Annotated in this window: 14 protein-coding genes; 2 read left to right on the top strand and 12 right to left on the bottom strand. The window is 73.4% G+C overall.

Features of this window, described 5'->3' with window-relative positions; all coding sequences use genetic code 11:
- Positions 1-29 precede the first annotated feature (29 nt).
- Genes AB0C33_RS02540 through AB0C33_RS02530 form a run of 3 tightly spaced genes read right to left on the bottom strand, consistent with a single transcriptional unit; the run spans position 30 to position 3150 of the window.
- On the bottom strand, positions 30-1349 hold the full coding sequence (locus AB0C33_RS02540) for an FAD-binding oxidoreductase (RefSeq protein ID WP_358282862.1): 1320 nt from the start codon (positions 1347-1349) through the stop codon (positions 30-32).
- Entirely contained in the window at positions 1346-2233 is an 888-nt protein-coding gene (locus AB0C33_RS02535) for a decaprenyl-phosphate phosphoribosyltransferase (protein WP_358282860.1), read from the bottom strand. Before AB0C33_RS02535 ends, AB0C33_RS02540 begins: the two co-directional genes overlap by 4 nt.
- Positions 2230-3150 (bottom strand): DUF3068 domain-containing protein, encoded by a 921-nt coding sequence (locus AB0C33_RS02530; RefSeq protein ID WP_358282858.1) that lies wholly within the window; start codon positions 3148-3150, stop codon positions 2230-2232. The genes AB0C33_RS02535 and AB0C33_RS02530 overlap by 4 nt, the downstream gene beginning before the upstream one ends.
- 120 nt (positions 3151-3270) lie before the next feature.
- Between AB0C33_RS02530 and AB0C33_RS02525 the strand changes: the two genes are divergently transcribed.
- Complete coding sequence (locus tag AB0C33_RS02525; RefSeq protein ID WP_358282856.1) at positions 3271-4518, top strand: acyltransferase; 1248 nt, start codon at positions 3271-3273, stop codon at positions 4516-4518.
- Here AB0C33_RS02525 and AB0C33_RS02520 read toward each other — a convergent pair.
- Positions 4461-6284 (bottom strand): hypothetical protein, encoded by a 1824-nt coding sequence (locus tag AB0C33_RS02520; protein WP_358282854.1) that lies wholly within the window; start codon positions 6282-6284, stop codon positions 4461-4463. The genes AB0C33_RS02525 and AB0C33_RS02520 overlap by 58 nt on opposite strands.
- Positions 6285-6318: 34 nt before the next feature.
- Between AB0C33_RS02520 and AB0C33_RS02515 the strand changes: the two genes are divergently transcribed.
- Entirely contained in the window at positions 6319-7056 is a 738-nt protein-coding gene (locus tag AB0C33_RS02515; RefSeq protein ID WP_358282852.1) for a methyltransferase domain-containing protein, read from the top strand.
- On the opposite strand, the gene AB0C33_RS02510 is transcribed toward AB0C33_RS02515, so the two are convergent.
- The 8 genes from AB0C33_RS02510 to AB0C33_RS02475 all read right to left on the bottom strand — a co-directional run bounded on the left by AB0C33_RS02510 (position 6997) and on the right by AB0C33_RS02475 (position 20120).
- A complete protein-coding gene (locus tag AB0C33_RS02510; protein WP_358282841.1) occupies positions 6997-7974 on the bottom strand; it encodes a DUF3068 domain-containing protein in 978 nt (325 codons plus the stop codon). The two genes, AB0C33_RS02515 and AB0C33_RS02510, sit on opposite strands and share 60 nt — an antisense overlap.
- Positions 7971-9809, bottom strand: coding sequence for a hypothetical protein (locus tag AB0C33_RS02505; RefSeq protein WP_358282840.1), 1839 nt, complete (start codon positions 9807-9809; stop codon positions 7971-7973). The genes AB0C33_RS02510 and AB0C33_RS02505 overlap by 4 nt, the downstream gene beginning before the upstream one ends.
- Positions 9806-13945 (bottom strand): alpha-(1->3)-arabinofuranosyltransferase family protein, encoded by a 4140-nt coding sequence (locus tag AB0C33_RS02500; protein ID WP_358282838.1) that lies wholly within the window; start codon positions 13943-13945, stop codon positions 9806-9808. The genes AB0C33_RS02505 and AB0C33_RS02500 overlap by 4 nt, the downstream gene beginning before the upstream one ends.
- Positions 13942-15165, bottom strand: a complete 1224-nt coding sequence (locus AB0C33_RS02495) for a glycosyltransferase family 4 protein (protein ID WP_358282836.1) — start codon at positions 15163-15165, stop codon at positions 13942-13944. Before AB0C33_RS02495 ends, AB0C33_RS02500 begins: the two co-directional genes overlap by 4 nt.
- 82 nt (positions 15166-15247) lie before the next feature.
- Positions 15248-15379 (bottom strand): hypothetical protein, encoded by a 132-nt coding sequence (locus AB0C33_RS02490; protein ID WP_260477562.1) that lies wholly within the window; start codon positions 15377-15379, stop codon positions 15248-15250.
- 124 nt (positions 15380-15503) lie between these two features.
- Positions 15504-17012 (bottom strand): hypothetical protein, encoded by a 1509-nt coding sequence (locus tag AB0C33_RS02485; RefSeq protein ID WP_358282834.1) that lies wholly within the window; start codon positions 17010-17012, stop codon positions 15504-15506.
- Positions 17013-17089: 77 nt separating this feature from the next.
- Positions 17090-19267 carry an acyl-CoA dehydrogenase gene (locus AB0C33_RS02480; RefSeq protein WP_352349366.1) on the bottom strand — a complete coding sequence of 726 codons (2178 nt, stop codon included), beginning with the start codon at positions 19265-19267 and terminating at the stop codon, positions 17090-17092.
- 70 nt (positions 19268-19337) lie between these two features.
- A complete protein-coding gene (locus AB0C33_RS02475) occupies positions 19338-20120 on the bottom strand; it encodes a hypothetical protein (protein WP_358282832.1) in 783 nt (260 codons plus the stop codon).
- Positions 20121-20773: the final 653 nt, after the last annotated feature.

The following is a 20773-nucleotide window of genomic DNA, read 5'->3' as shown; positions in this document are numbered from 1 at the left end:
GGCCGCCCGGGTCGCGTCAGAAGTGGTGGTCACAGTCGTAGTCTCCTGGACAGGTCCGAGCGGAACAGGCCCTCCGGGTCGGCCTCGTCCCTGATGCTCCGCCATCGTTCCAGTTCGGGGTACATCGACGCCATCATGTCGGCGCGCAGCCGGGCGTCCTTGGCCAGGTACACCCGTCCTCCGGCCTGTGCGACGCGCTCGTCGAAGCCGCGCAGGAGCCCGCTCAGGCCGCGCTGACCGGCCGGGATGTCCAGGGCCAGGGTCCAGCCGGGCACGGGGAAGGACAGGAAACCGCCCGAACCGGGACCGAACCGCTTGAGCACGGTCAGGAACGACACCGTCCCGTGCGCCGACAACGACCCGACGATGCCGCGCAACGTCTCCTCCGCGCCGAACGGCACCACGAACTGGTACTGCACGAAGCCGCGCGAGCCGTACATGCGGTTCCAGCCCTCGACGAAGTCGAGCGGGTGGAAGAACGGCGCGATGCCCTGCGTGACGGTCGCGCTCGCGGGTGCTCTGCGGTACCAGAGCTCGTTGAAGGCCCGCACGCTGAGCCCGTTGAGCAGCCCGTCCGGGGCCCACGGCGGCGCGTGCAGCCGGGCGCGCGGCGCGAAGACCGGCGGCGCCTTGTCCCCGTCGCGCGGCGCGTGGTCGCCCCTGGTCAGGACGCTGCGGCCCATCCGGCGGCCGCGGGCGAGCAGGTCGATCCAGGCCACCGTGTAGCGGTAGCGGTCGTCGGTGCGGGCCATGACGTCGAGCGTCTCGTCGAGGTCGGCGGTGCGCCGTACGTCCACCCGCATCAGGGACGACTCGACGGGCACGCAGCCGAACGTCGCCTCGGCCACCACCCCGGTCAGGCCCATGCCGCCGAGGGTCGCCCGGAAGAGCGGATCGCCGGGGCGCAGCACCCTGGCGGCGCCGTCGGCGGTCACCAGGGTGAGGGAGCGCACGTGCGCGCCGAAGGAGGAGTCGCGGTGGTGGTTCTTGCCGTGCACGTCGGCCGCGACGGCCCCGCCGACCGTGACGTGCCTGGTCCCGGGGCTCACGGGCACGAACCAGCCGCGGGGCACCAACGCCGTCATCACCTCGTGCAGGCTGACCCCGCCCGCCGCGGTCACGACGCCGGTGCGCTCGTCGAAGCTCCAGGCGTCCAGGCCGGTGCAGTCGAGGACGAGGCCGCCGGCGTTCTGGGCGGCGTCGCCGTACGAGCGGCCGAGCCCGCGGGCGACGACACCGCGGCCCGGCGCGGCCACGACCAGGTCGCGCAGCTCGTCCAGGGAGCGCGGGCGGCGCAGCACGGCGGGGGTGGGCGAGGTGCGGCCCCAGCCGGTGAGGAACGTGCTCACGCGTAGATCCCGAGCCCCACCAGGACGACCAGCGCGGCGGCGAAGACGAGGGTGGGCCGGTCGCGGATCACCAGTTCCTCGGGCTCCTCGCCGCCGCCCCGCTCGACCAGCAGGTTGTGCCGGAGCACCAGGAGCAGGAACGGGACGATGCTGAGCCCGTAGAACACGTTCTCGTGCGCGTTCAGCGCCCACAGGCAGTACGTGACGATCATCGCCCCGGACGCCATGATCCGCACGTGCGTCAGGTACGCGGCCGGGTAGGCGGCCAGCGTGGCCCGCGTCCCCGACACGCCCCGCGACCGCAGCTCGGCCTCGCGCTTGCCGGCCACCAGCTGCAGCGCGGCCAGCGAGACGACCACCAGGAACCAGCCGGTCACCGGCACCCCGACGGCGACGGCTCCGGCGTAGGCCCTGATCACGTGGCATCCGGCGACCGCGATGAGGTCCACGACCTCCTGGTGCTTGAGCCAGGTCGTGTAGGCCAGGGTCAGGGCGACGTACCCGGCGACGACCGCGGGCGACTGCCAGCCGCCGGTGAGCGCGGCGACCGCGGGCGCGAGGACCAGCAGGACGACGCCCGCCACCCGGGCCGTGCGCACCGACACCGCGCCGGAGGCGACGGCCCGGCGGCGCTTGCGCGGGTGCAGCCGGTCGGCCTCCACGTCGGAGGCGTCGTTCAGCAGGTAGGAGCCGCTGGCGGCCAGGCAGAAGGCGGCCAGGACGAGCAGCGCCGCGAGCAGGCGGCCCGGCTGCCCGAGCACCCCGGCCGCCATGGGGGCGGCCAGGACGAGCAGGTTCTTCAGCCACTGACGCGGCCGGGCCGCCCTGACCAGGGCCAGCGCAGGCGCGGGCGACCAGGGCCGGGCGACCACGCCCTGGCTCATGCGGACCGGCGGCCGCGCAGGGCGAGCAGCAGGCCGCCCAGGAGCAGGACGACCCCGACCACGCCGAGCACGATCGGCAGCGTGGTCCTGATCAGGTTGATCTGGCTCTTGCCCTCGGAGGCGCTGTCGACCAGGCCCTTGACCGTGTCGTCGGTCATCTTGGCGGTGGCCACGAACGCCTTGGAGCGCTCGATGCCGTCCTGGCTCTTGAGCACTTCGTTGCGCACCTGCTCCTGCTTGACGGGCGCGCCGGTGGTGGGCTCGATCCAGTAGGTGACGGTGCCGGAGTAGAACCGGTTCAGCTGCACGTCGCCCGAGGTGCCCATGCCGAACCAGGCGGCGGGCGCGTTCAGCGTCTGCGTCCTGGTCTCGGGGACGGTCTGCTCGAACTTGTACGTGGCCAGCCCGTTGACCTGCTCCTCGCCGACGAACCTGGCGTCGAACGCCTTGCCCGCGCTGGCGTTGAAGACCTGGTAGGTCTTCTTCTCCACGTCGAACGGGAACTTGTAGATCTGGCCCTGGAGCTGCACCGGGGCCTTGTCGATGCTGGCGCCGCAGCAGTTGAGGCCGACGCCGGAGCGCTTGTCGAAGGCGCTGCGCCGCTCGCTGAAGTTGATGCCGGGCTTGCTGTTGGTGACGTCGTTGACGGCGGTGAACTCGTCCCAGACGACGCGGTCGTCGTTGGCCTCCTTCACGTCGCCGCGGGTGGTGACGATGATGTCGAGGTCGGCGGTCAGCACCTTGCCGTCCGGGATGCTGAAGTACTGGGCGCCCGTCGCGTGCAGCTTGCTGATGCTGTACTGGTCGCCCTTGGCGGCCATGAAGGCGGGCGCGACCTGGAGACGCACCAGGGGAGCCAGAACGATGAGGAATGCCCCGACGGCGATGAGGACGCTGCCAACGACGACCCGGTTCATGGACCCTCCATGTGCGCAGGTGCACTGACGCCTGTTTGGGTGGTTAAGTACTGAAACGAACTACCTACTCGCCGGTATGTTATTGCGACGAGTGACCGACGTCACCAGGGATGCGGAAACGTGACCGAAACAGGTTCTACTTCGGGCGGGGTGCCGGTGGTCTCAGGACACCAGACCTCGCTCGACGGCGTGCGCGCCGTGGCCGCCTTCGCCGTCCTGCTGTTCCACGTGTCCATGGAGGCGGGGACGGCGCTGGACCCGGGGTTCCTGGGCGGCGTGCTGTCCAGGGGCGAGATCGGCGTGCCGATCTTCTTCACGCTCTCCGGCCTGCTGCTGTACCGGCCGTGGGCGGCCGAGGCGCTGCTCGGCGACCGGGCTCCGGACACCCGCCGCTACCTGTGGAAACGCTTCTTCCGGATCATGCCGGCGTACTGGCTGGTGGTCGCCGTGGCGCTGCTGCTGTGGGGCGAGGCGCACCAGGCCGACCCCTGGACGTGGGCGCAGATGTTGTTCCTCGTGCACACCTACGACATCACCCCCTGGTGGTACGGCCTCGGCCCCAAGGGACTCGGCCAGATGTGGAGCCTGGCGGTCGAGCTGACCTTCTACCTCACGCTCCCGCTGATGGCGGCGGTGCTGCGCAGGTTCGCCCTGCGCGGCGACCCCGACCTGCGGACCAGGGCACGGCGGCTGCTCATCGGCCTGGCCGCCTTCGGCGCGCTGTCCTACGTGTACACGGTCTTCGAGTACTTCCCCGACTACCGGCCCTGGATGAACGTGTGGCTGCCGCGCTCCTGGACGTTCTTCGTGCCCGGCATGGCGCTGGCCGTGCTGACCGTCTGGGCCAGGGCCGAGGACGGCCGCGCGCGGCGGCTGAGCGCCGCGCTGGCCTCCTCCTGGGGCACGTTGTGGGTCATCGCGGGCCTGGCCTACCTCATCGCCGCCACGCCGCTCACCGGGCCGCGCGCGGTCGGCCTGGGCAGCATCTGGACCGCGTTCACCGAGCAGGGCCTCTACACGCTCGTCGCCTTCTGCCTGGTCGCCCCGGCCGCGCTGGCGGCCGGACGGCCCACGCGGGTGCACGAGCTGCTCGGCGGCCGGGTGATGAGCTACCTGGGCCAGATCTCCTACGGCGTCTTCCTGTGGCAGTTCGTCATCCTCTACCTCTGGTACGACTTCACCGGCCAGCGGCCGTGGACCGGCAACCTCCTGGTCAACCTGGTCGCCGTCACCGCCATCACGGTCACCATGGCCGGGCTCACCCACCGCTACGTGGAGGAGCCGGCCAGGCGGCTGATCCGCCTGGTGCCTCAGCGCGCCGCCGGGCCCGGCTCGCCGAAGGCCACCGCCCTGAGGCAGAACGCCTGACCCTGCGCCCCGGCCGCGGTGATCCGCATGCCCTTGCCCGGCCCGTCGTGCGGCACGTAGAACAGCGCGCCCATGGCGCCGGTCGCGGGCAGCGTGGCCGCCCGCTGGGCCTCGCCGACCTCCACCACGACCTGCACGGGCCGCGGGCTGACGTACGACATGGCCACCACCACGCCGGGCCCGCCGAAGGACTCGACGGGGAACTCCTTCCCCGCCGGGTAGCACTTGCGCCCCTTGACCGCGTCGAAGAACGGCACCACCCGCCCCACCAGGACGAGCTTGCCCGTGTCGTCCAGCACGTACGGCTCCGCCGAGGGCCGCGGGTCGCGCATGCGCTCCCTGGTCGCGTCGTCGGCCAGCGGCGCCAGCACGTACGAGGTCATCCGGCGCTCCCCGTTCCACGGCAGGACGATCTCCGGCGGCACGGGACGGGAGTAGATGTCGGCCTCCCCCGCCGCCGCGGCCAGCGAGGCTCTCGCGTTCTCCAGGTACGTCCTGACCCGGTCGCCGGTGAGCGTGTCGCCGAAGGTGTTGATCGAGATCAGCGACACGACGACGAAGACGGCGGTCAGCGCGCCGCCGACGGCCGGCATGCTCGCCGGCACCGGCCGGCGTAGGACGTCGGGCTCGTCCTCCACCGGCATGACGGCCAGCGCCAGGCAGAGCGCGAAGAGCACGGCGGCGTCGGCGACGTACCGGGTCTCGGCGCCGACCAGGTCCCAGGCGGTGGCCCGCGCGATCACGGTGGGCACCGCGTCGGCGACCACCACGTAGACCGCCAGGATCGCCCACGCCCGCCAGGCCCGCCCGCGGTACACGCAGGTGACCACGACCAGCGCGGCGAGCACCGCCCACGCCACGGCCACGGTCACCGGGGCCGGGTCGGCCAGCCCGCCGGTGGAGGTGACGCCGCCCCAGCGCAGCGGGCCGCCGACCGCCCCCGTCGGGAAGGTCTCGCCCAGCAGCCTGCGCAGCAGCCCCGGGACCACCTCGGCCTTCGGGCCGGTCAGCGCGTCAGCCCCGGCGGTGTCGCGGCGCAGCCAGTAGAGCAGCGCGTACCCGGCCAGCAGCAGGCCGTGCGCCCACCAGACGGGCCTGCGCAGCTCGGCGAGCAGGGCACGGGCCCACAGGCCACGCCCGAGGTAGGCGCTGCTGACGCCGAGCACCACGAACGGGATGAACACCCCCTTGGTGGAGAAGGCCATCCCGACGGCGGTCCAGGCCAGGGCCCGCCAGCGGCCCTTGCCCTCGCGTACGTACCTGACGTGCGCGGCCAGCGCCGCGATCAGCGCGAGCTGCAGCGGCACCGCGTTGAGCGCGGCCGACCACCAGCTCATGGCGGGCACGGTGAGCGGCGCGAACGCGTAGACGGTCAGCGCGGCGAGCACCGCCGCCCGGTCGCCGAACAGCCGCCGCAGCAGCACCAGGAACATGACCGAGGCCGCCCCCTGGATCGCGACGGTCACGAACGACACCAGCGCCCAGCTGTACGGCGCGACCGACGTGAGCAGCCACACCAGGCCGAGCGCGCCCGGCATGAGGTGCCCCTTGTGCACCCTCATCAGGTACTCCCAGGTCGGCCCGCTGTCACCGGCCCCGGCCACGAAGAGGAAGTCGTCCTCGACGAAGTAGGCCTTGCTGAGCAGGCTCGCCCGGAACACCAGCGAGATCAGCACGATCAGCAGGCCCACGCCGATGACCGGCCCGGTGCGCACCGCCGGGATGGTGATCTGGAAGGGCTCGGCTCGCTTGACGTCTTCAGCCATGGACGTATCCCTCCACTGCAGTAAGCTCCGCGCCGTGGACACCGAACCGTTCCGAGCGGATCTCGGCAGATCCGTCCGGTTGCTGCGCGCCTTCCGCCTGGAGCAGAGCGACCCCGACTTCTTCTACGGCACCCTGGCCAGGGACACGGTGGCCCAGCTCGCCACCTACACCGACCTGGCCGGCGCGACCGTGGCCGACATCGGCGGCGGCCCCGGCTACTTCGCCGACGCCCTGCGCGCGGTCGGCGCGCGCCCGCTGTGCGTCGACTGCGACGCCGGTGAGATGCGCCTGCGCGACGGCGTGCCGCCCCGCGACGCCGTGCTCGGCAGCGCGCTCGACCTGCCGCTCGCCACCGGCTCGGTGGACGTGTGCTTCTCCTCCAACGTGCTGGAGCACGTGCCCGACCCGCTGCGGATGGCCGAGGAGATGGTCCGGGTGACCCGGCCGGGCGGGGTGGTCTACCTGTCGTACACGATCTGGTTCTCGCCCTGGGGCGGCCACGAGACCTCCCCCTGGCACTACCTCGGCGGCCACTACGCCGCCCGCCGCTACGCCCGCACCCACGGCAAACCGCCCAAGAACGTCTTCGGCGAGAGCATGTACGCCATCGGCGTGGCCAAGCCGCTGGCCTGGGCCCGCAGGAGGCGCGACGTGGAGGTCCTCGACGCGATCCCCCGCTACCATCCCCGCTGGGCCAGGCACGTCGTCCACCTACCTGGCATCCGCGAGCTGGTCACCTGGAACCTGCTCCTCGTCCTGCGCCGCAGGTGAGCGCCGCCGCGACAACCACAGGGCGGCCGCCACGCAGCCCGCGCCGAGCAGGCCGCCGCCGACCGGCGCCACCGTGCCGAGCAGCAGGATCCAGCGCTTGTAGGCGGCCGCCGTCGCCAGGGCCGCGGCGACGTCCGGCTCGGCGGTGCGGAAGTCCGCGTCCAGGGCGGTCAGGCGGCCCCGGCCGTCCGCGGTGACCAGCGTCTCGGTCACCTCCTCCAGCGTCCTGACGGGCAGGCCGCTGACCGGTTCGACCCAGTACGTGCGCCGGATCTCGGCGTAGCGGCCGAGGCCGACGTCGCCCTTGCCGGGCAGGCCGAGCAGGCGGCGCGGCAGCGGCGGCGTCTCGCCGGGCACGAGCCGGCGCGGCGTGCGCTGGACGTAGCGGTAGGTCTCGACGCCGCGCACCCGCTCGACCCCGTCGAAGACGGCCGTCACTGGGCGGCGCAGGCGCAGGTCGAACAGCGGGTAGTCGCGGCGCTCGGCGTTGAACGGCCAGCGGAAGGCCTGCCCGGTCTGCCGGACGGAGACGTCCTCGTCCAGGTACTCGCCGCAGCAGTTCACGATCTCGCCGGTACGCCGGTCGAAGGCCAGGCGGCGCTCGTGGTAGTCCAGGCGGTGGCCGTCGCGGGTGGCCAGGGAGACCGACTCGCCCCACACCGCGCGGTCGTCGTCGCCGGCCAGCACGTCGCCGATCAGCCACCGGGTCTGGACCAGGTCGCCGGTCGTCTGCCGCATGGTCGCCGGGTCCACGTACGTGGCCGACTCGGCGGTCGCCCTGGTCATGCTCTGCTGTTCCAGGGGGGCCTTGAGCACCCGGTCGTAGACGTACAGGCGGCTCAGCGGGATGAGCGTCAGCAGGAAGGCCCCCACGGCGGCCAGCACCAGCGCGAGGCTCCTTCGGCTCGGGACGGTCACGGCCGGGGCACCGCCTGTCCCGGCGTCACGTCGCCCAGGCACAGGCCGGGCGGCACGTCGTGCACGACGATCCGGTCCGCGCCGGGCACGGCCAGCACGAAGACCCGGCCGAAGCCCGCGCGCAGCTTCATGTCGGTGGCGCGGTCGCCCATCCACAGGGTGACCGTCGTGTCGGAGCGGGCCGCGTACCCCAGCCTGACCAGGGTGCCCTCGATCCGGGTGACGCGGTTGTCCAGCGGCACCTGGACGGTCCCGCCGGTCACCGGCCAGCATCGGTCGCGGGTCGTGGGCACGAGCGGGATGCCCTGCACGTCCACCGGGCGCAGGCGGCCCTGGTCGTCGAAGACCAGGCCGTCGAGCGCGGCGGGCGGCGCCTGCATCCTGGCCCTGAGCGCGGGCGTGGCCAGCGCGCCCAGCACCCGCGAGGTCAGGCTGTAGGTCCCGTACGAGTTCGGCAGCACCTCCGTCGGCACCAGCCGGTCGTAGATCACGCTGTCGGGGGCCGCCCTGGCCAGCTCGGCGCGGGCGGTCTCGATGTAGTCGTGCCGCCGCTCGGCCCCCAGGTACCCGGCGAAGAGCGTCACCGTGACCAGCGACGCGCCCGCGAACAGCCCGAGCGTCGCGCCGGCCGCCCCGGTCACCCGCTCCCGTGCCGGCAGCGCCCTGCGGTACGGCTCCTCCTCGCCGCGCAGCGGCAGCAGCACCAGGCCCACGACCAGCGCGAGCAGCGGGACGGCGTCGGCGACGTACCGGGTGTCGGTGCCGACGAACGAGCCCAGCAGGTGGACGCGTCCCCACAACACCGGCAGCGCGTCCGCGACCAGCAGGTAGCCCAGCAGCGTGGCCCAGGCCAGGACCGCCCGCCTGCGGTACCGGCTGGTGATCACCACCAGCGCGGCCAGGACGGCCAGGGAGGCGATGACCAGCGGCAGCGGCGGCGAGGCCACCCCCCAGTCGCCGCCCGCGAACCACCGCCACGGCCCGCCGAGCACGGTGGTGGCGAACGTCTTGCCCAGCAGCTCCCACAGGAAGCCCAGGGCCTGGTCGAAGATCGGCAGCGCCCCGCTGTTCGGCGCCGACGAAGACCGCTGGACGTAGAGCGCGCCGAAGGCCACCAGCACGGTCACGTACATGGCCCAGGCGGCCAGGTGGCGGCGCAGCGCGGCGCGCAGGCCGCCGTGGTAGATCGCGGTGAGGGCGAACAGCAGCAGCGGCAGCGCGAAGCCCTTGACGAAGCCCAGCAGCCCGACCAGCACCCACAGCGCCGCGGCCACGGCGTGCCGCAGCCGGCCCGTCCGCAGGTAATGCCAGTGCGAGGCGACCGCCATGGGCAGCGCGACCTGGAGGAAGACGGTGTTGAGCCCGGCCGCCCACCAGGCGAGCGCGGGCACGGTGACCGGCGCGAGCAGGAAGACCAGCAGCGGCACGAGGGTCGCCGGCCGCCTGCCGAAGACCACCCGCAACATGCGCAGCACGCCCAGGGCGGCCAGGGCGTGCAGCGCCAGCACCGTGCCGGCCGCCCACCCCCAGTCGAAGGGGTGCAGCCGGGAGACCAGCCAGGCCACCAGGAAGCCGCCCGGCATGAACTGGCCGAAATGGATCCGGGTCAGGTAGTCGAAGGACAGGTCGCCCTCCATCGCCCTGGCCACGAACTCGTAGTCGTCCTCCTTGAAGTACGCCTCCTGGACGACGGCCGCCTTGCCCGCCACCGAGGCGGCGATGAGCACGAGCCCGGCCAGCAGGACGCCGTGGCGGCGGGCCCACCGGGCGGCACGCGCCACCGGGCCGGGAACCGTGATGACGGTCCCCGGACGCGGCTTGATCGTGTCGGTCACGGAACACTCGTCATGGTCGGGCCGCCTGCGGCGACGGTGATCGGTACGGTGGTCTGCCGGGCCGGCGCGCGTCTGGCCGCCACCTCGACGAGGAGCTGCCCGAGCAGCGGCAGGCAGAGCAGCTGCGCCCACAGGCCGCCCGCGCCGAGCGCCACCGCGGCCGTGGCGGCCAGGTAGAGCGCGAGCCCGCCGGGCGGCCCGAGCAACAGGGTCCAGCGCCGCCGCCCGCGCATGTGCTCGGCCTCCCGCAGCGGACGCGACCAGGCGCCCAGCACGAACGCCACCCCGGCCACGCCCGCCCCCGCCGGCCCGCCGACCCAGTAGCCGAGCGCCACGGCGAACACCGCGACGTGCCGGATCCGTGGCCGGGCGGCCAGGACGGGCGCCAGATGGCGTCCCGGCCGGCCCCTGCCCACCAGGGCCAGCCCGGCGACGAGCAGCGCCAGCGCCCCGCCCGCGGCGAGCCCCGCCCGGTACGGCTCGTCCGGCTCGTAGGTGAGCGTCACCGTCCCGGCCGTGAAGGCGGGCAGGAACCAGGCCTGCCGCCAGCCGTCGAGCCGGACGGGCTTGAGCGCCGCGGCCCCCAGCGTGGCCTTCCAGCCGGCGTTGAAGTTCTCGTTGACCACCAGGTAGGCGTCGTCCTGGACGTTCACCTGGACGACCCGCTCGCCGGCCGCCCACGTGGTGACCGGCGTGCGCCGCATGACGGTGGGCCCGGCCGCGGGGCTGCCCGGCTCGTGCCGCACGACCGCCGACTCGACCCGGTACGACTCCCCCGGCCGCACCGACAGCCGGGTGGGACCGGCCACGAGCTGGAGCCGCTCGCAGGTCTCGAAGGTCACCGGCCGGCCGGTGACCACGTCGTGCAGGGTGCCGCCGGTGACGGCGGTGTGCACCTCGTTGCCGTCGATGGTGAGCGTGGGCCCGAAGCCGCACGGCAGCGTGAGTTTGAAGCCGGTCAGCGCGCCGAGCGGCCGCACGCCGGGGAAGGCCACGTCGCTGATCTCGATCGGCCGGCCGCCGGACGCGCCGAACTCCAGCGCGACCTTCCTGGCCCTCATCTCGGGGAAGCGGACGAGCCCGTCCGTGCCGACCCAGCTCTGCCGGACGCCGCCCTCCGCGCGGATCGTCACCCGGACGGGAGGGGCGCCGAGGTAGGAGTCGGGCGTGATGACGCGGATCTGCGACAGCTTCGTCTCGCGGGCCAGCTCGACGTTCAGCGTGGGCCTGGGGTCGAGCGGGTCGGCGAACCAGGCCGTCTTCGGGTCGCCGTCGAAGGCCCAGCGGCCGCCCGCCGCGCCGCTGTCCACCGCGGTGGAGGAGGCGCGCACGGTCAGGGAGTCGCCGGGCAGCGTGCTGAGGCGTTCGATCGTCGCGCGGTCGGTGACCGTGGCGCGGCCCGAGATGCCGTACGCGCCGTCCTTGCCGGTGACGAAGGAGCGGTCGAAGCCGTTGCCGTCGTCGCCCAGCACCTCGTGGCCCTTGGCGCAGCTCCAGGCGGCCGAGCCCCGGACGCAGCCGGGCACGTCGCCGGTCCTGGCGACCGCGACCGTGGCCGGCTCGCCGGTGTCCTCGCGCGGGTCGGGCACGACGATCGAGCGTCCGGGCCGGACGCCGGGGATGGCGAGCTCGGTGATGCCGACCCGGCCGCCGAGGCGGTTCGCCGGTTCGTACGCGGTGGCGACGACCTTCACCCGCAGCCGCTCGACCGGCCCCTTCGGCACGGCCAGCTCCTGCGGGTCGGCGGTCGCGCGCACCTTCTGGCGCAGGGAGCCGGCGCCGGTCTCCACGACGACCTCGCTGGGCGGCGGGCCGATCGGCGAGTTCTCGAACGCCACCTGGATCGTGGGGATCGTCAGCGGCTCGGCGAAGGTCACCTCCAGCCACTCCCCGACGGCGCCGTTCCAGCCGGTGGAGCGCCAGCTCGTGCGCCGGTCGCCGTCCAGCGCGGCGAAGGGCTGGTGGCCGGGCTCACGGCTGTTCGCCGCGGCGCCGACGTCGGCCTCGGAGCTGGAGGCGGTGACGCCCGCGACGCCGGTGAGGCCCGCCGTGGAGACGTACCGCGCCCAGCCGGGGTCGAGCAGGTCGCTGGAGGGCGAGCTGCCGCGCAGGGGTTCGTCGGCGGTGAGCGTGGCGCTGGCGTTGCGGCGCAGGTCGGCGAAGGCGACCTCCCTGCGGCGCAGCGTGTCGGTCAGGATCGTGTCGTGCGCGGGCACCTTGACCACGCCCGCGTCGTCGTTGAGCAGGACGGGCCGGTCGTCGTCCAGGAGGCCCTGCTCGGCCAGGGAGAGCACGGACTCCGGCGCGCCGCCGACGCGCAGCGGGCGGGTGGCGTCCACGGTGCCGACCAGCGGCGCGGCGCCGGCCACGCGGTAGATCTCGACGGCCGGGTAGGGCTGGTCCAGCCAGGCGGCGGCCCGGCCGTACTGGGCGATGCCGACGCCCGGCCCCATCTGGGCCACGAGCGAGACGCCCGGCGAGTCCTCCAGCGCCTGGTGCACCCGGGCCGGCCAGGCCGTGCCGATCGTCGCCCGGTCCAGGTCGTTCCGGACGACCAGGTACGACACCCCCATCCGGCGCAGCGTGGCGGCCAGCCCCGGCGAGCCCTTGCCGGTGGCCAGGCGGTCGTCCACGGCGGCCATGAGCCGCGAGATGCCGGCCGAGCCCCACGGCACGATCGTGTGGGTGGCCCAGCGGGCCTGCGAGAGGGCCTGCAACGGCTCGTCCAGGGGGCGGCCCCACAGGTACTCGCCGCGCTTGGCGCCCGGCACGGCCAGCACCATGCCGTCGCCGGCGTTGCGGTTGAGCCAGGTGATGGCCTGCCGCCAGTAGTCGGGGATGGCGGTGAAGCCGCCGGCGGGGGCGAGACCGGCGTACAGGACGGGCAGGCCCGACAGGGTCACGAGCCCGGCGGCCAGCACGGTCAGGGGCGTGCGCAGGCGCGGGCGGGCCAGTGAGAGCAGCCCGGCGAGGCCGAGCGCGACGGGCAGCCTGATCAGCGCGTCGAACTTGTGCAGGTTGCGGAAGGCGGCGAGCGGGCCGTCGAGCAGCCCGACCATCAACTGCTCGTGCGGCGTGCCGGGATGGCCGGTCGTGATGACGGCGATCCCGCACAGCAGGCTGATCAGCAGGAACGGCCGCTCGGGCAGCCGGCGCAGGGTGAGCCCGGCCAGGCCGAGCGCGGCCACGGCGGCGGTGACCACGATCAGCCACGGGACGGTGGACTGCTGGTGGGCGTCGGGCAGCCAGGTCTGGCCGTCCACGGTCAGGAAGCTGAGCCAGCTCGACGTGCCGCGCAGCGCGTTGACCAGCGACGTCACGCCGGTCGTCGCGGTGGCGGTCTCGATGTAGGGCAGGAAGGAGAAGATGTAGCCGCCGAGCGTGAGCAGCGGGACGGCCCACCACAGCGAGGCGAGCGCGACCAGCGGCAGCCACCAGGCGATCAGGCGGCGTTTGACCGGCCCGCCGCGCCTGGTCAGCAGGTACACCATCGGCACCACGAGCACGGCCGCCTCGGCCACCGCGTTGACCCCGCCGCAGAAGAGGAAGGCGAACGCCGACAGCGCGGCCGCCCGGCGCGGCGTAAGCTCGCCCTTGGCCCCCTTGACCAGCGGGAGCAGGATCCACGGCAGCACGGCGCTGGGCAGGAACTCCGAGGAGTTGATGCCGATGAGCGCCTGGGCGTGCGGCGCGAGCGCGTACACGAAGCCGGCCACGACGCGGGTGTGCGGGCCGCCGACGCCGAACGCGCGGGCGAGCTGGACCACGCCGAGGAAGGCGACGCACAGCACGAGCGACATCCACAGCCGCTGGACGGCCCACGACTCCATGCCCAGCTTGAGGAAGATCGCGTAGAACGGGCCCATCGGGAACAGGTAGCCGTACGCCTGGTTCTGCAGGTGGCCGAAGTAGGCGCCGTCCCACAGGTGCAGCGCCCGGCCGAGGAAGCCCAGCGGGTTGACCGCCATGTCGAGCTTCGTCTCGGGGATGATCTTCTCGGTCGAGGTGTTGAACGCGATGGCGCCGAGCAGCAGACAGGAGGCGAGCAGCCGCAGCCTGTGCCTGATCCGGGCCTCGTAGCTCTCGACGGTGGAATCCCCGCGTTCCCCCGGGGGTCCAGGCGAGGCTTGGGTCACTGAGGGGCTCCGCCGCAATCTTGGAGTTTCGCCAGGATAAGTCCGGTCATGTTAGCCCCAGTTCGGGCCCACGTAAATTCCCCGGCCCAGGCGCGGCAGGCCGCGGCCACCTCCGCCCGCCGCCGCGGGTCGGCCAGCTCCTCCAGCGCGCGGCCGATCACCTCGGCCAGGCTCTCGCCGTCCCGTACGAGCCAGCCGGTGACGCCGTCCCGCACCGAGTCGCGCAGCCCGGCCACGTCGTAGGCCACGGTCGGCACGCCGAGCGCGGCGGCCTCGATCACGGTCAGCCCCCAGCCCTCGAACTCCGAGGCCGTCACGTTGAGCCGGGCGGCGGCCAGCAGGGCGTTCTTGCGCGGCTCGGGCAGGAAGCCGTGCAGCTCGACCCGGCCGTCCAGGCCCCGGCCGGAGATCCGGGCGGCCAGGGCGTCGCGCTCGGGGCCGCGGCCCACGACGTGCACCCGCAGGCCCGGCCAGGCGTCGCCGAGCTCGGCGGCCAGGTCCACGACGCGCTCGATGCGCTTGTGGCCGATCAGGCGGCCGGCGTACACGAGGGCCGGCTCGCCGACGGCGGCCGGCGGCTCGCTGCGCGCGGGCTCGGCGCAGCCGTTCGGCACGACGGTGACCGGCGCGAGCCAGCGCAACTTCGTGGCCAGGTCGCGCCTCGACGACTCCGAGACGGTGACCGTCAGGCAGCGCCGGTAGACCAGCCGGGCCACCTCGCCCTCCACGAAGCACCCGATCCGGGCCAGCCAGGCGGGCAGGAAGGCGTGGAACTGCCGGTCGTGGACGTGGTGCACGAGGCTGATCACGGGCGTGCGGCGGCGGACGACGAGCGGGGAGAAGAAGGGGATGCCGTTCATGGTGTCGATGACGACGTCCACGCGCCGCCGGTGGATCAGCAGCCAGAGCGGGACCAGCAGGTAGACGAGGTACGGGTTGCCCATCCTGCGCAGGTCGACGCCGTCGAGCACCTCGGCGCGGCGCTGCCCGCGCTGGCGGCCGGTGAGGAACACGACCGAGGCCCCCTGGCTCAGCAGGAACCGGCTGACCTGCCAGGCGTACTCCTCGGCGCCGCCGGCCGTGGACTGGCAGGGTTCGCGGAAGTTGAGCATCGCCACGCGGACGCCCGCGAGTGGCCGCTCGCCCGCCGTCGCGTCGTTGGTCCGCGGCTCGATCAGCCGTGCCGTGTCCGCCTTGCGCTCACCGGTAAAGACCACCATCACTCCTCGTCGGCGGGCATGCGGGCATGGCGGAGCCATACTCCGTGCTCGCTGTGTATGGCCCCGCGTCAAGCGGGATGGATCACCTGGTGCCGTAGTTGTAGAGCGGCTGGTTGGGCGGGGTGAGCGACGGTGAGGCCACGTTGACCACCGCGACGGAGGCTCCGACCGCCAGCAGGGCTCCTATCGCCAGGGCCACGAGAAGTCGCAACACGAAGCTCTCCCTTCCTTCCGGTGACGCGGTGTGCCGAGACTAGAACGTGTTTCGTCTTGAATCCATAACATTGGTCAAACCGTGATAAAGCAAGTTACCCTCCGGTACATCATGAAACAGCCGGTCAACGCCGCAGCAAGCGCAGCTCTTCGCCGTCGAAAACCGTTCTCCAGCCGGGCGGCGCGGACGGGAACCCGTTCTCGCCCGCGGCCATGAGGAGATACCTGGCGGGCAGGTCGCCGTAGGCGCCGGCGACCAGCAGGTCGCCGGTCAGGCGGTTCAGCGGGTCCTCGCCGCGCACCCGCAGCCGGCCGCCGCCGGGCAGGCCGACGAGCAACGTGTCGTCCCAGAGCACCCGGCGCCGGAACAGCTTGGTCGCCGGGTCGAGCACCACGCGGCCGCCGTTCCAGGCGAAGGCCCGGTGGGCGCCCCACGGCAGCGACACCAGCGGGCCCGGCGCGGGGTCGCCGTCCACGATCCGCTGGACCGCCGTCCATTCCGCCGGGTACGTCACCGCCTCCAGCCGGCCGAACGCGCCCAGCGCGAACGTCGGCATCGCCAGCACCGGGGCCAGCACCCCGACCAGCGCGAGCGCGCCCGACCGCAGGACCGAGGCCAGGCCGACCGCCGTCAGCAGGGCCAGCGGAGCCAGGTATGCCTGGCCGTCGCGCAGCGGCCCGAACCCCGGCCACAGGGCGATGAGCCACTTGAGCGCCTCGCGTCCCGGCTGGAACGCGCCCAGCCCGGCGACGCAGAACCCGGCGGCCGCCGCCACCGCCAGGCCGCCCCACCAGGCGGGCCGTTCGGGGGCCGCGCGGAGGCGGGCGTAGCCGTACAGGCCGGCGAGGACCAGGAGGAGCCGGGCGGTCGCCGTCCACCACGCCTCCTGGCCCGGCAGCCCGGCCTCGGCGTTCCAGATGCCGCCGAGCGAGAGCAGGCTGCCCAGCACGCCGAAGGGCCCGTCGGCGCGGGCCGCGAACGCGTCCACGCCCGCCGGGTCGGTCACCGCGCCCGAGCCGAGCGCGGGCACCGCCCACGGCAGGCTGTACGCGACCAGCACCCCGGCGGCGACCGGCACCCTGCGCCGGGCGACGGCGATCGGCATCAGGGTGAGCCAGGACACCAGCATCGCCTGGAACCCACCCACCGCCGCCGGCAGCAAGGCCACCCCCAGCCGCCCGAACCGCGCGAACCCTCCGGAGGTCTCCCGCGTGAGCGCGCGGATCGCCCACGGAAGCCCGGCCACGCCCAGGAGCAGGGCCCACTGGCCGAGCATGAGCCGCTGGGCGAGGTAGAGGTTCCAGGCGTAGAACGCGGCGGCCACGAGCCGGGCGAGCCTGCGCTCCGGCGGAACCAGCGCCGCCGCCCCGGTCGCGGCCAGCACGAACACGGCGACCAGGGCCGCCTTCTGCACGATCTCCACGGGCATCGCCCTGGACAGCAGCGCCACGACCAGGTCGCTGGGCACCGCCCGGGGGAAACCACCGCGGTCGGGCCACAGGGGCGGATCGGGCACGAAGAGCAGGTCGTACCGGAGCACCAGCCCCCAGCCCAGCGCCGGGCCGAGCGCCAGCACCGCCAGCCCCAGCCCCAGCACCGCCGGCCCCCAGCGGCCCGCACGGCCTTCGAGCACCGTGACACCGCCTCTCCCTCGTGCCAGGACCGGCAGTCCGGGCACAAGGGAGATTAGCCGCCGACGCCTCACATGTGTTACTTACCGGGCTCGGGGTCCCGGGGCAGGCCCAGCATGCGCTCGCCGATGATGTTGAGCTGCACCTCGGTGGTGCCGCCGTAGATGGTCATGGCCCTGGTCGCGAGCACCGCCCGGTTCCAGTAGCCGGCGTCGCCGAGCTTCATGTCGGCGGCCACCACGGCCTGGGCGCCGAGCAGGCCGACGGCCGTCTCGGAGACGTGCTGGGCGTGCGAGGTGGACAGCAGCTTCCGTACGGACGCGTCGGCGCCCGGCTCGTTCCCGGCCAGCTGCTTGAGCGTGACCCGCAGCGACAGCGCGTTGATCGAGTGCCCCTCGCACACGACCCCGGCCACCTCCTGCTCCTCGGCCGGCGTGAGCTCGCGCCCGAGCCGGCCGATCAGCCCGAGCAGGTCGGGCACGGACGCGCCGGTGCCGCCCGATCCGGACGACAGCGAGACGCGCTCGTTGGACAGCGTGTTGCGGGCGACCTTCCAGCCGTCGCCGACCTCGCCCACGACCAGGTCGTCCGGGACGAAGACGTCGTCGAGGAAGACCTCGTTGAACAGGTTCTCGCCGGTCATCTCGGTCAGCGGCCGGACCGTGACGCCGGGCGCCTTCATGTCCACCAGGAAGTACGTGATGCCCTCGTGCTTGGTGCCCTCGGAGGAGTTGCGGGCGATGCAGATGCCCCATTCGGCCACGTGCGCGACCGACGTCCAGATCTTCTGGCCGTTGAGCCGCCAGCCGCCCTCGACCTTCTCCGCCTTCATCTGCAGCGAGGCCAGGTCGGACCCGGCGCCCGGCTCGGAGAAGAGCTGGCACCAGATCATCTCGCCGCTGAGCGTCTTGGGCAGGAAACGTTCCTGCTGCTCGGGCGTGCCGTACACGGCGATGGACGGCACCACCCAGGCGCCGATGATCATCGCGGGCAGCCTGACCTTGGCGGCCTTGAGCTCCTGGGCGATGAGCACCTGCTCCAGCGGCTTGGCCGCGCGGCCCCACGGCCTGGGCAGGTGGGGCATGACGAACCCGCGGTCGGCGAGCGCCCGCTTCTGCTCCTGGCCCTCAAGGCGGGCGATCTCGGCGATCTCCGCACGGATGCCCTCGCGCAGCTCCTCGGCGCCCTCGGGCAGGTCGATCTCCATCTCCCGGCCGACGCCCTGCAGGGCGAGCGCGGTCACCGAGGCGGCCCACTCGGCCGACGAGCCGAGCAGGGCGCGCAGGGTGAGGGCGCGCCGGTAGTAGAGGTGCACGTCGTGCTCGAAGGTGTAGCCGATGCCGCCGAACGTCTGGATCGCGTCCTTGGCGCACTGGACGGCCGCGTCGGGGGCCATCACCCCGGCGACGGCGGCGGCGTACTCCAGCTCGCGGCCCTCGGCCCTGGTGGCGTCCCAGACGGTGGCGCGGGCCTGCTCAAGGGCGACGAGCATCCGGGAGATCTTGTGCTTGATGCCCTGGAACTGGCCGATCGGGCGGCCGAACTGCTCGCGTACCTTGGCGTAGGCGGCGGCGGCCGTGACGCACCAGGACGCCAGCCCCGCGGCCTCGGCGCCGAGCAGGATCGCGGCCAGGTTGAGCACGTCGGGGCTCTCCACGCCGTCGAGCACACGCTCGGCGGGCACGCGCGCCTCCGACAGCTCCACCTTGGCCACCGGCCGGGTCAGGTCGAGCGACCGGACCGGCGTGACGGTGACGGCCGAGGCGTCGACGGCGATCCACTCCTCGCCCTCGGACGTGGTCACCGGCAGCACCAGCACGTCGGCCAGCGAGCCGGCCAGCACCGGGTCGGCCGTGCCGGACACGACCAGCGAGCCGTCGTCGGCACGGGAGCCGGTGAGCGAGCCGGACAGCGCGACGGCGCCCGTCAGCGTGCCGTCGGCGAGGGCTTCGAGCAGGTCGTGCCGCTTGGAGGCGTGGATGACCGCACTGGCCAGCACGGTCGGCACGTACGGGCCAGGGGCGAGCTTCTCGGCCAGCGCCTCGACGGCGACGGCCGCCTCCAGCAGCCCGTAGCCCGAGCCGCCGGACTCCTCGGGCAGGTGCAGGCCGAGCAGCCCCTGCTCGGCCAGGCCCGGCCAGAAGGGCGGACGTTCGTCCGACCCGGATCGCAGCAGCTCCGAGGGGATGTTCCGCTCGGCCCAGCCGCTCACCGAGTCGCGGAGCGCCTCGTGCTCCTCGCTCAATCCGATCGCCATTGCTCATCCTCCAGCCAGGTCAAAGTCAGTGCCCGATGCCCAGAACCATATTCTAGAGCATGCTTCTGGCCTAGAGGGGCCGCACCTGCTGGACGAGTGTGTTCAAATCAGCCCATCGCGCCTTGTTCTTCTCGGGAATAGAGGCCAGCAGCATCGCCGGCTTGGTCTTGCCCACCTCGACGACCGTCACCACGGCCTGGGCGGTCTCGCTCTTGCCGCCCGAGACGTAGGTGACCTTGTAGCCCAGCGACCAGCCCTTGCCGACCGGCACCTTCGCGGACCCGGTCCAGGAGGTCAGCTCGGCGCCCGCCGGATACTGCGTGCGCAGCGCCCAGCGGGCCGCGCGGACGGCCATCTCGCGGTAGTCGGCGTCCTTGGAGGGCTTCTTCTCCGGGGCGTCGCCGGGGAACATGGCCGAGGCGATCACGGTGTGCGGCACCGCCACCTTGCCGATGCGCTGGGCGACGGTGAACGGCGCGAACGACTTGGCGTCCCAGGGCGCGGCCAGGCGCGGGTAGCTGATGCCGCTCGTCTTGTCGGAGATGATCCCGCTCACCACGGACGCCTTGCCCGGCAGCGTGGGGAACGCCTTGCTCGCCGGCACCGAGGGGAGCGCGACCGGCGTCTCGCTGGGGGTCGGGGAGGCGGTCGGGGTGGCGGTCGCGGCCGGCACGGGGGCGACGGAGACCGTCGTCCCGGCGGGGTCGCCGGTCGTGGGCACGTCGCCGGAGAACACGACGAAGATCAGCAACACCGCCGTGACGGTGACGAGGATGGCGCCCGCGAGATAGATCGCGCGGATGGGGATGTCCCCGATGCCACGCTTGTGCGGCTTGGTGACGAGCGGCGTCACAGGACCGACGGCGCCCGGCTGGCGCTGAGGCTGGGGCTGGGGCTGGGGCGACCTGGGCGCTCCCGGCGGCCACACCTGCACGGGCTGATGCTGCGACGCCCTCCCCGGCCCTGGCCGCTGCCCCTGCCCTTGCGCGTGCACCTGCCCCGGCCCTTGCGCAGGCCCAGGCCCTTGCGCAGGCCCTGGCCCCGGTCCTTGTGCGAGCCCTTGCCCCGCCCCTTGTCCTGGCCCTTGCGCGACCCCCGGGCCCGGGCCCTGCCGGCCGGCGCCTTGGAACTGCTGGTTCCCCCCCGGAGACTGCGGCGGGAGCGGCGGGCCTCCCTGCGGGCCGGACGGAGGCTGCGGCCGCACCTGCGGACCCGAGGGCGGCCCGGGATAGGGACGCGGCTGCGGGCCGGACGGAGACTGCGGGCCGGACGGCGGCTGAGGAGTCGGCCGTACCGGCTGGGACGCACCCGGCCGCGGCGGACGCGGGATCTTGACCGTCTGCTCCGCAGGCGGCACGACTTGCTCGGCAGGCGGAACAACGACCTTGCGAAAAGGTTGGGTGTCCTGTGCTGATCTCTCGTCGCCGACGTCCGCCATGGCCTTGAGGTTACGTCACCGAAGAGCAGGATAATTCCTCTATTCCCCCAGCAGAATCTAATTCTGTA

Origin of the sequence: Nonomuraea sp. NPDC048881 (assembly GCF_040649795.1) — a bacterium.
In the GTDB taxonomy this organism is placed as follows: Bacteria; Actinomycetota; Actinomycetes; order Streptosporangiales; family Streptosporangiaceae; genus Nonomuraea.
Note: the sequence above shows the minus strand (reverse complement) of the source record. Positions and strands in the feature narration are given on the sequence as shown.

What these genes read in the sequence shown, in the direction of transcription:
- AB0C33_RS02530 (WP_358282858.1), bottom strand. Translation starts at nt 3,150, where the DNA reads ATGAACCGGGTCGTCGTTGGCAGCGTCCTCATCGCCGTCGGGGCATTC.
- AB0C33_RS02535 (WP_358282860.1), bottom strand. Translation starts at nt 2,233, where the DNA reads ATGAGCCAGGGCGTGGTCGCCCGGCCCTGGTCGCCCGCGCCTGCGCTG.
- AB0C33_RS02495 (WP_358282836.1), bottom strand. Translation starts at nt 15,165, where the DNA reads ATGGTGGTCTTTACCGGTGAGCGCAAGGCGGACACGGCACGGCTGATC.
- AB0C33_RS02520 (WP_358282854.1), bottom strand. Translation starts at nt 6,284, where the DNA reads ATGGCTGAAGACGTCAAGCGAGCCGAGCCCTTCCAGATCACCATCCCG.
- AB0C33_RS02480 (WP_352349366.1), bottom strand. Translation starts at nt 19,267, where the DNA reads ATGGCGATCGGATTGAGCGAGGAGCACGAGGCGCTCCGCGACTCGGTG.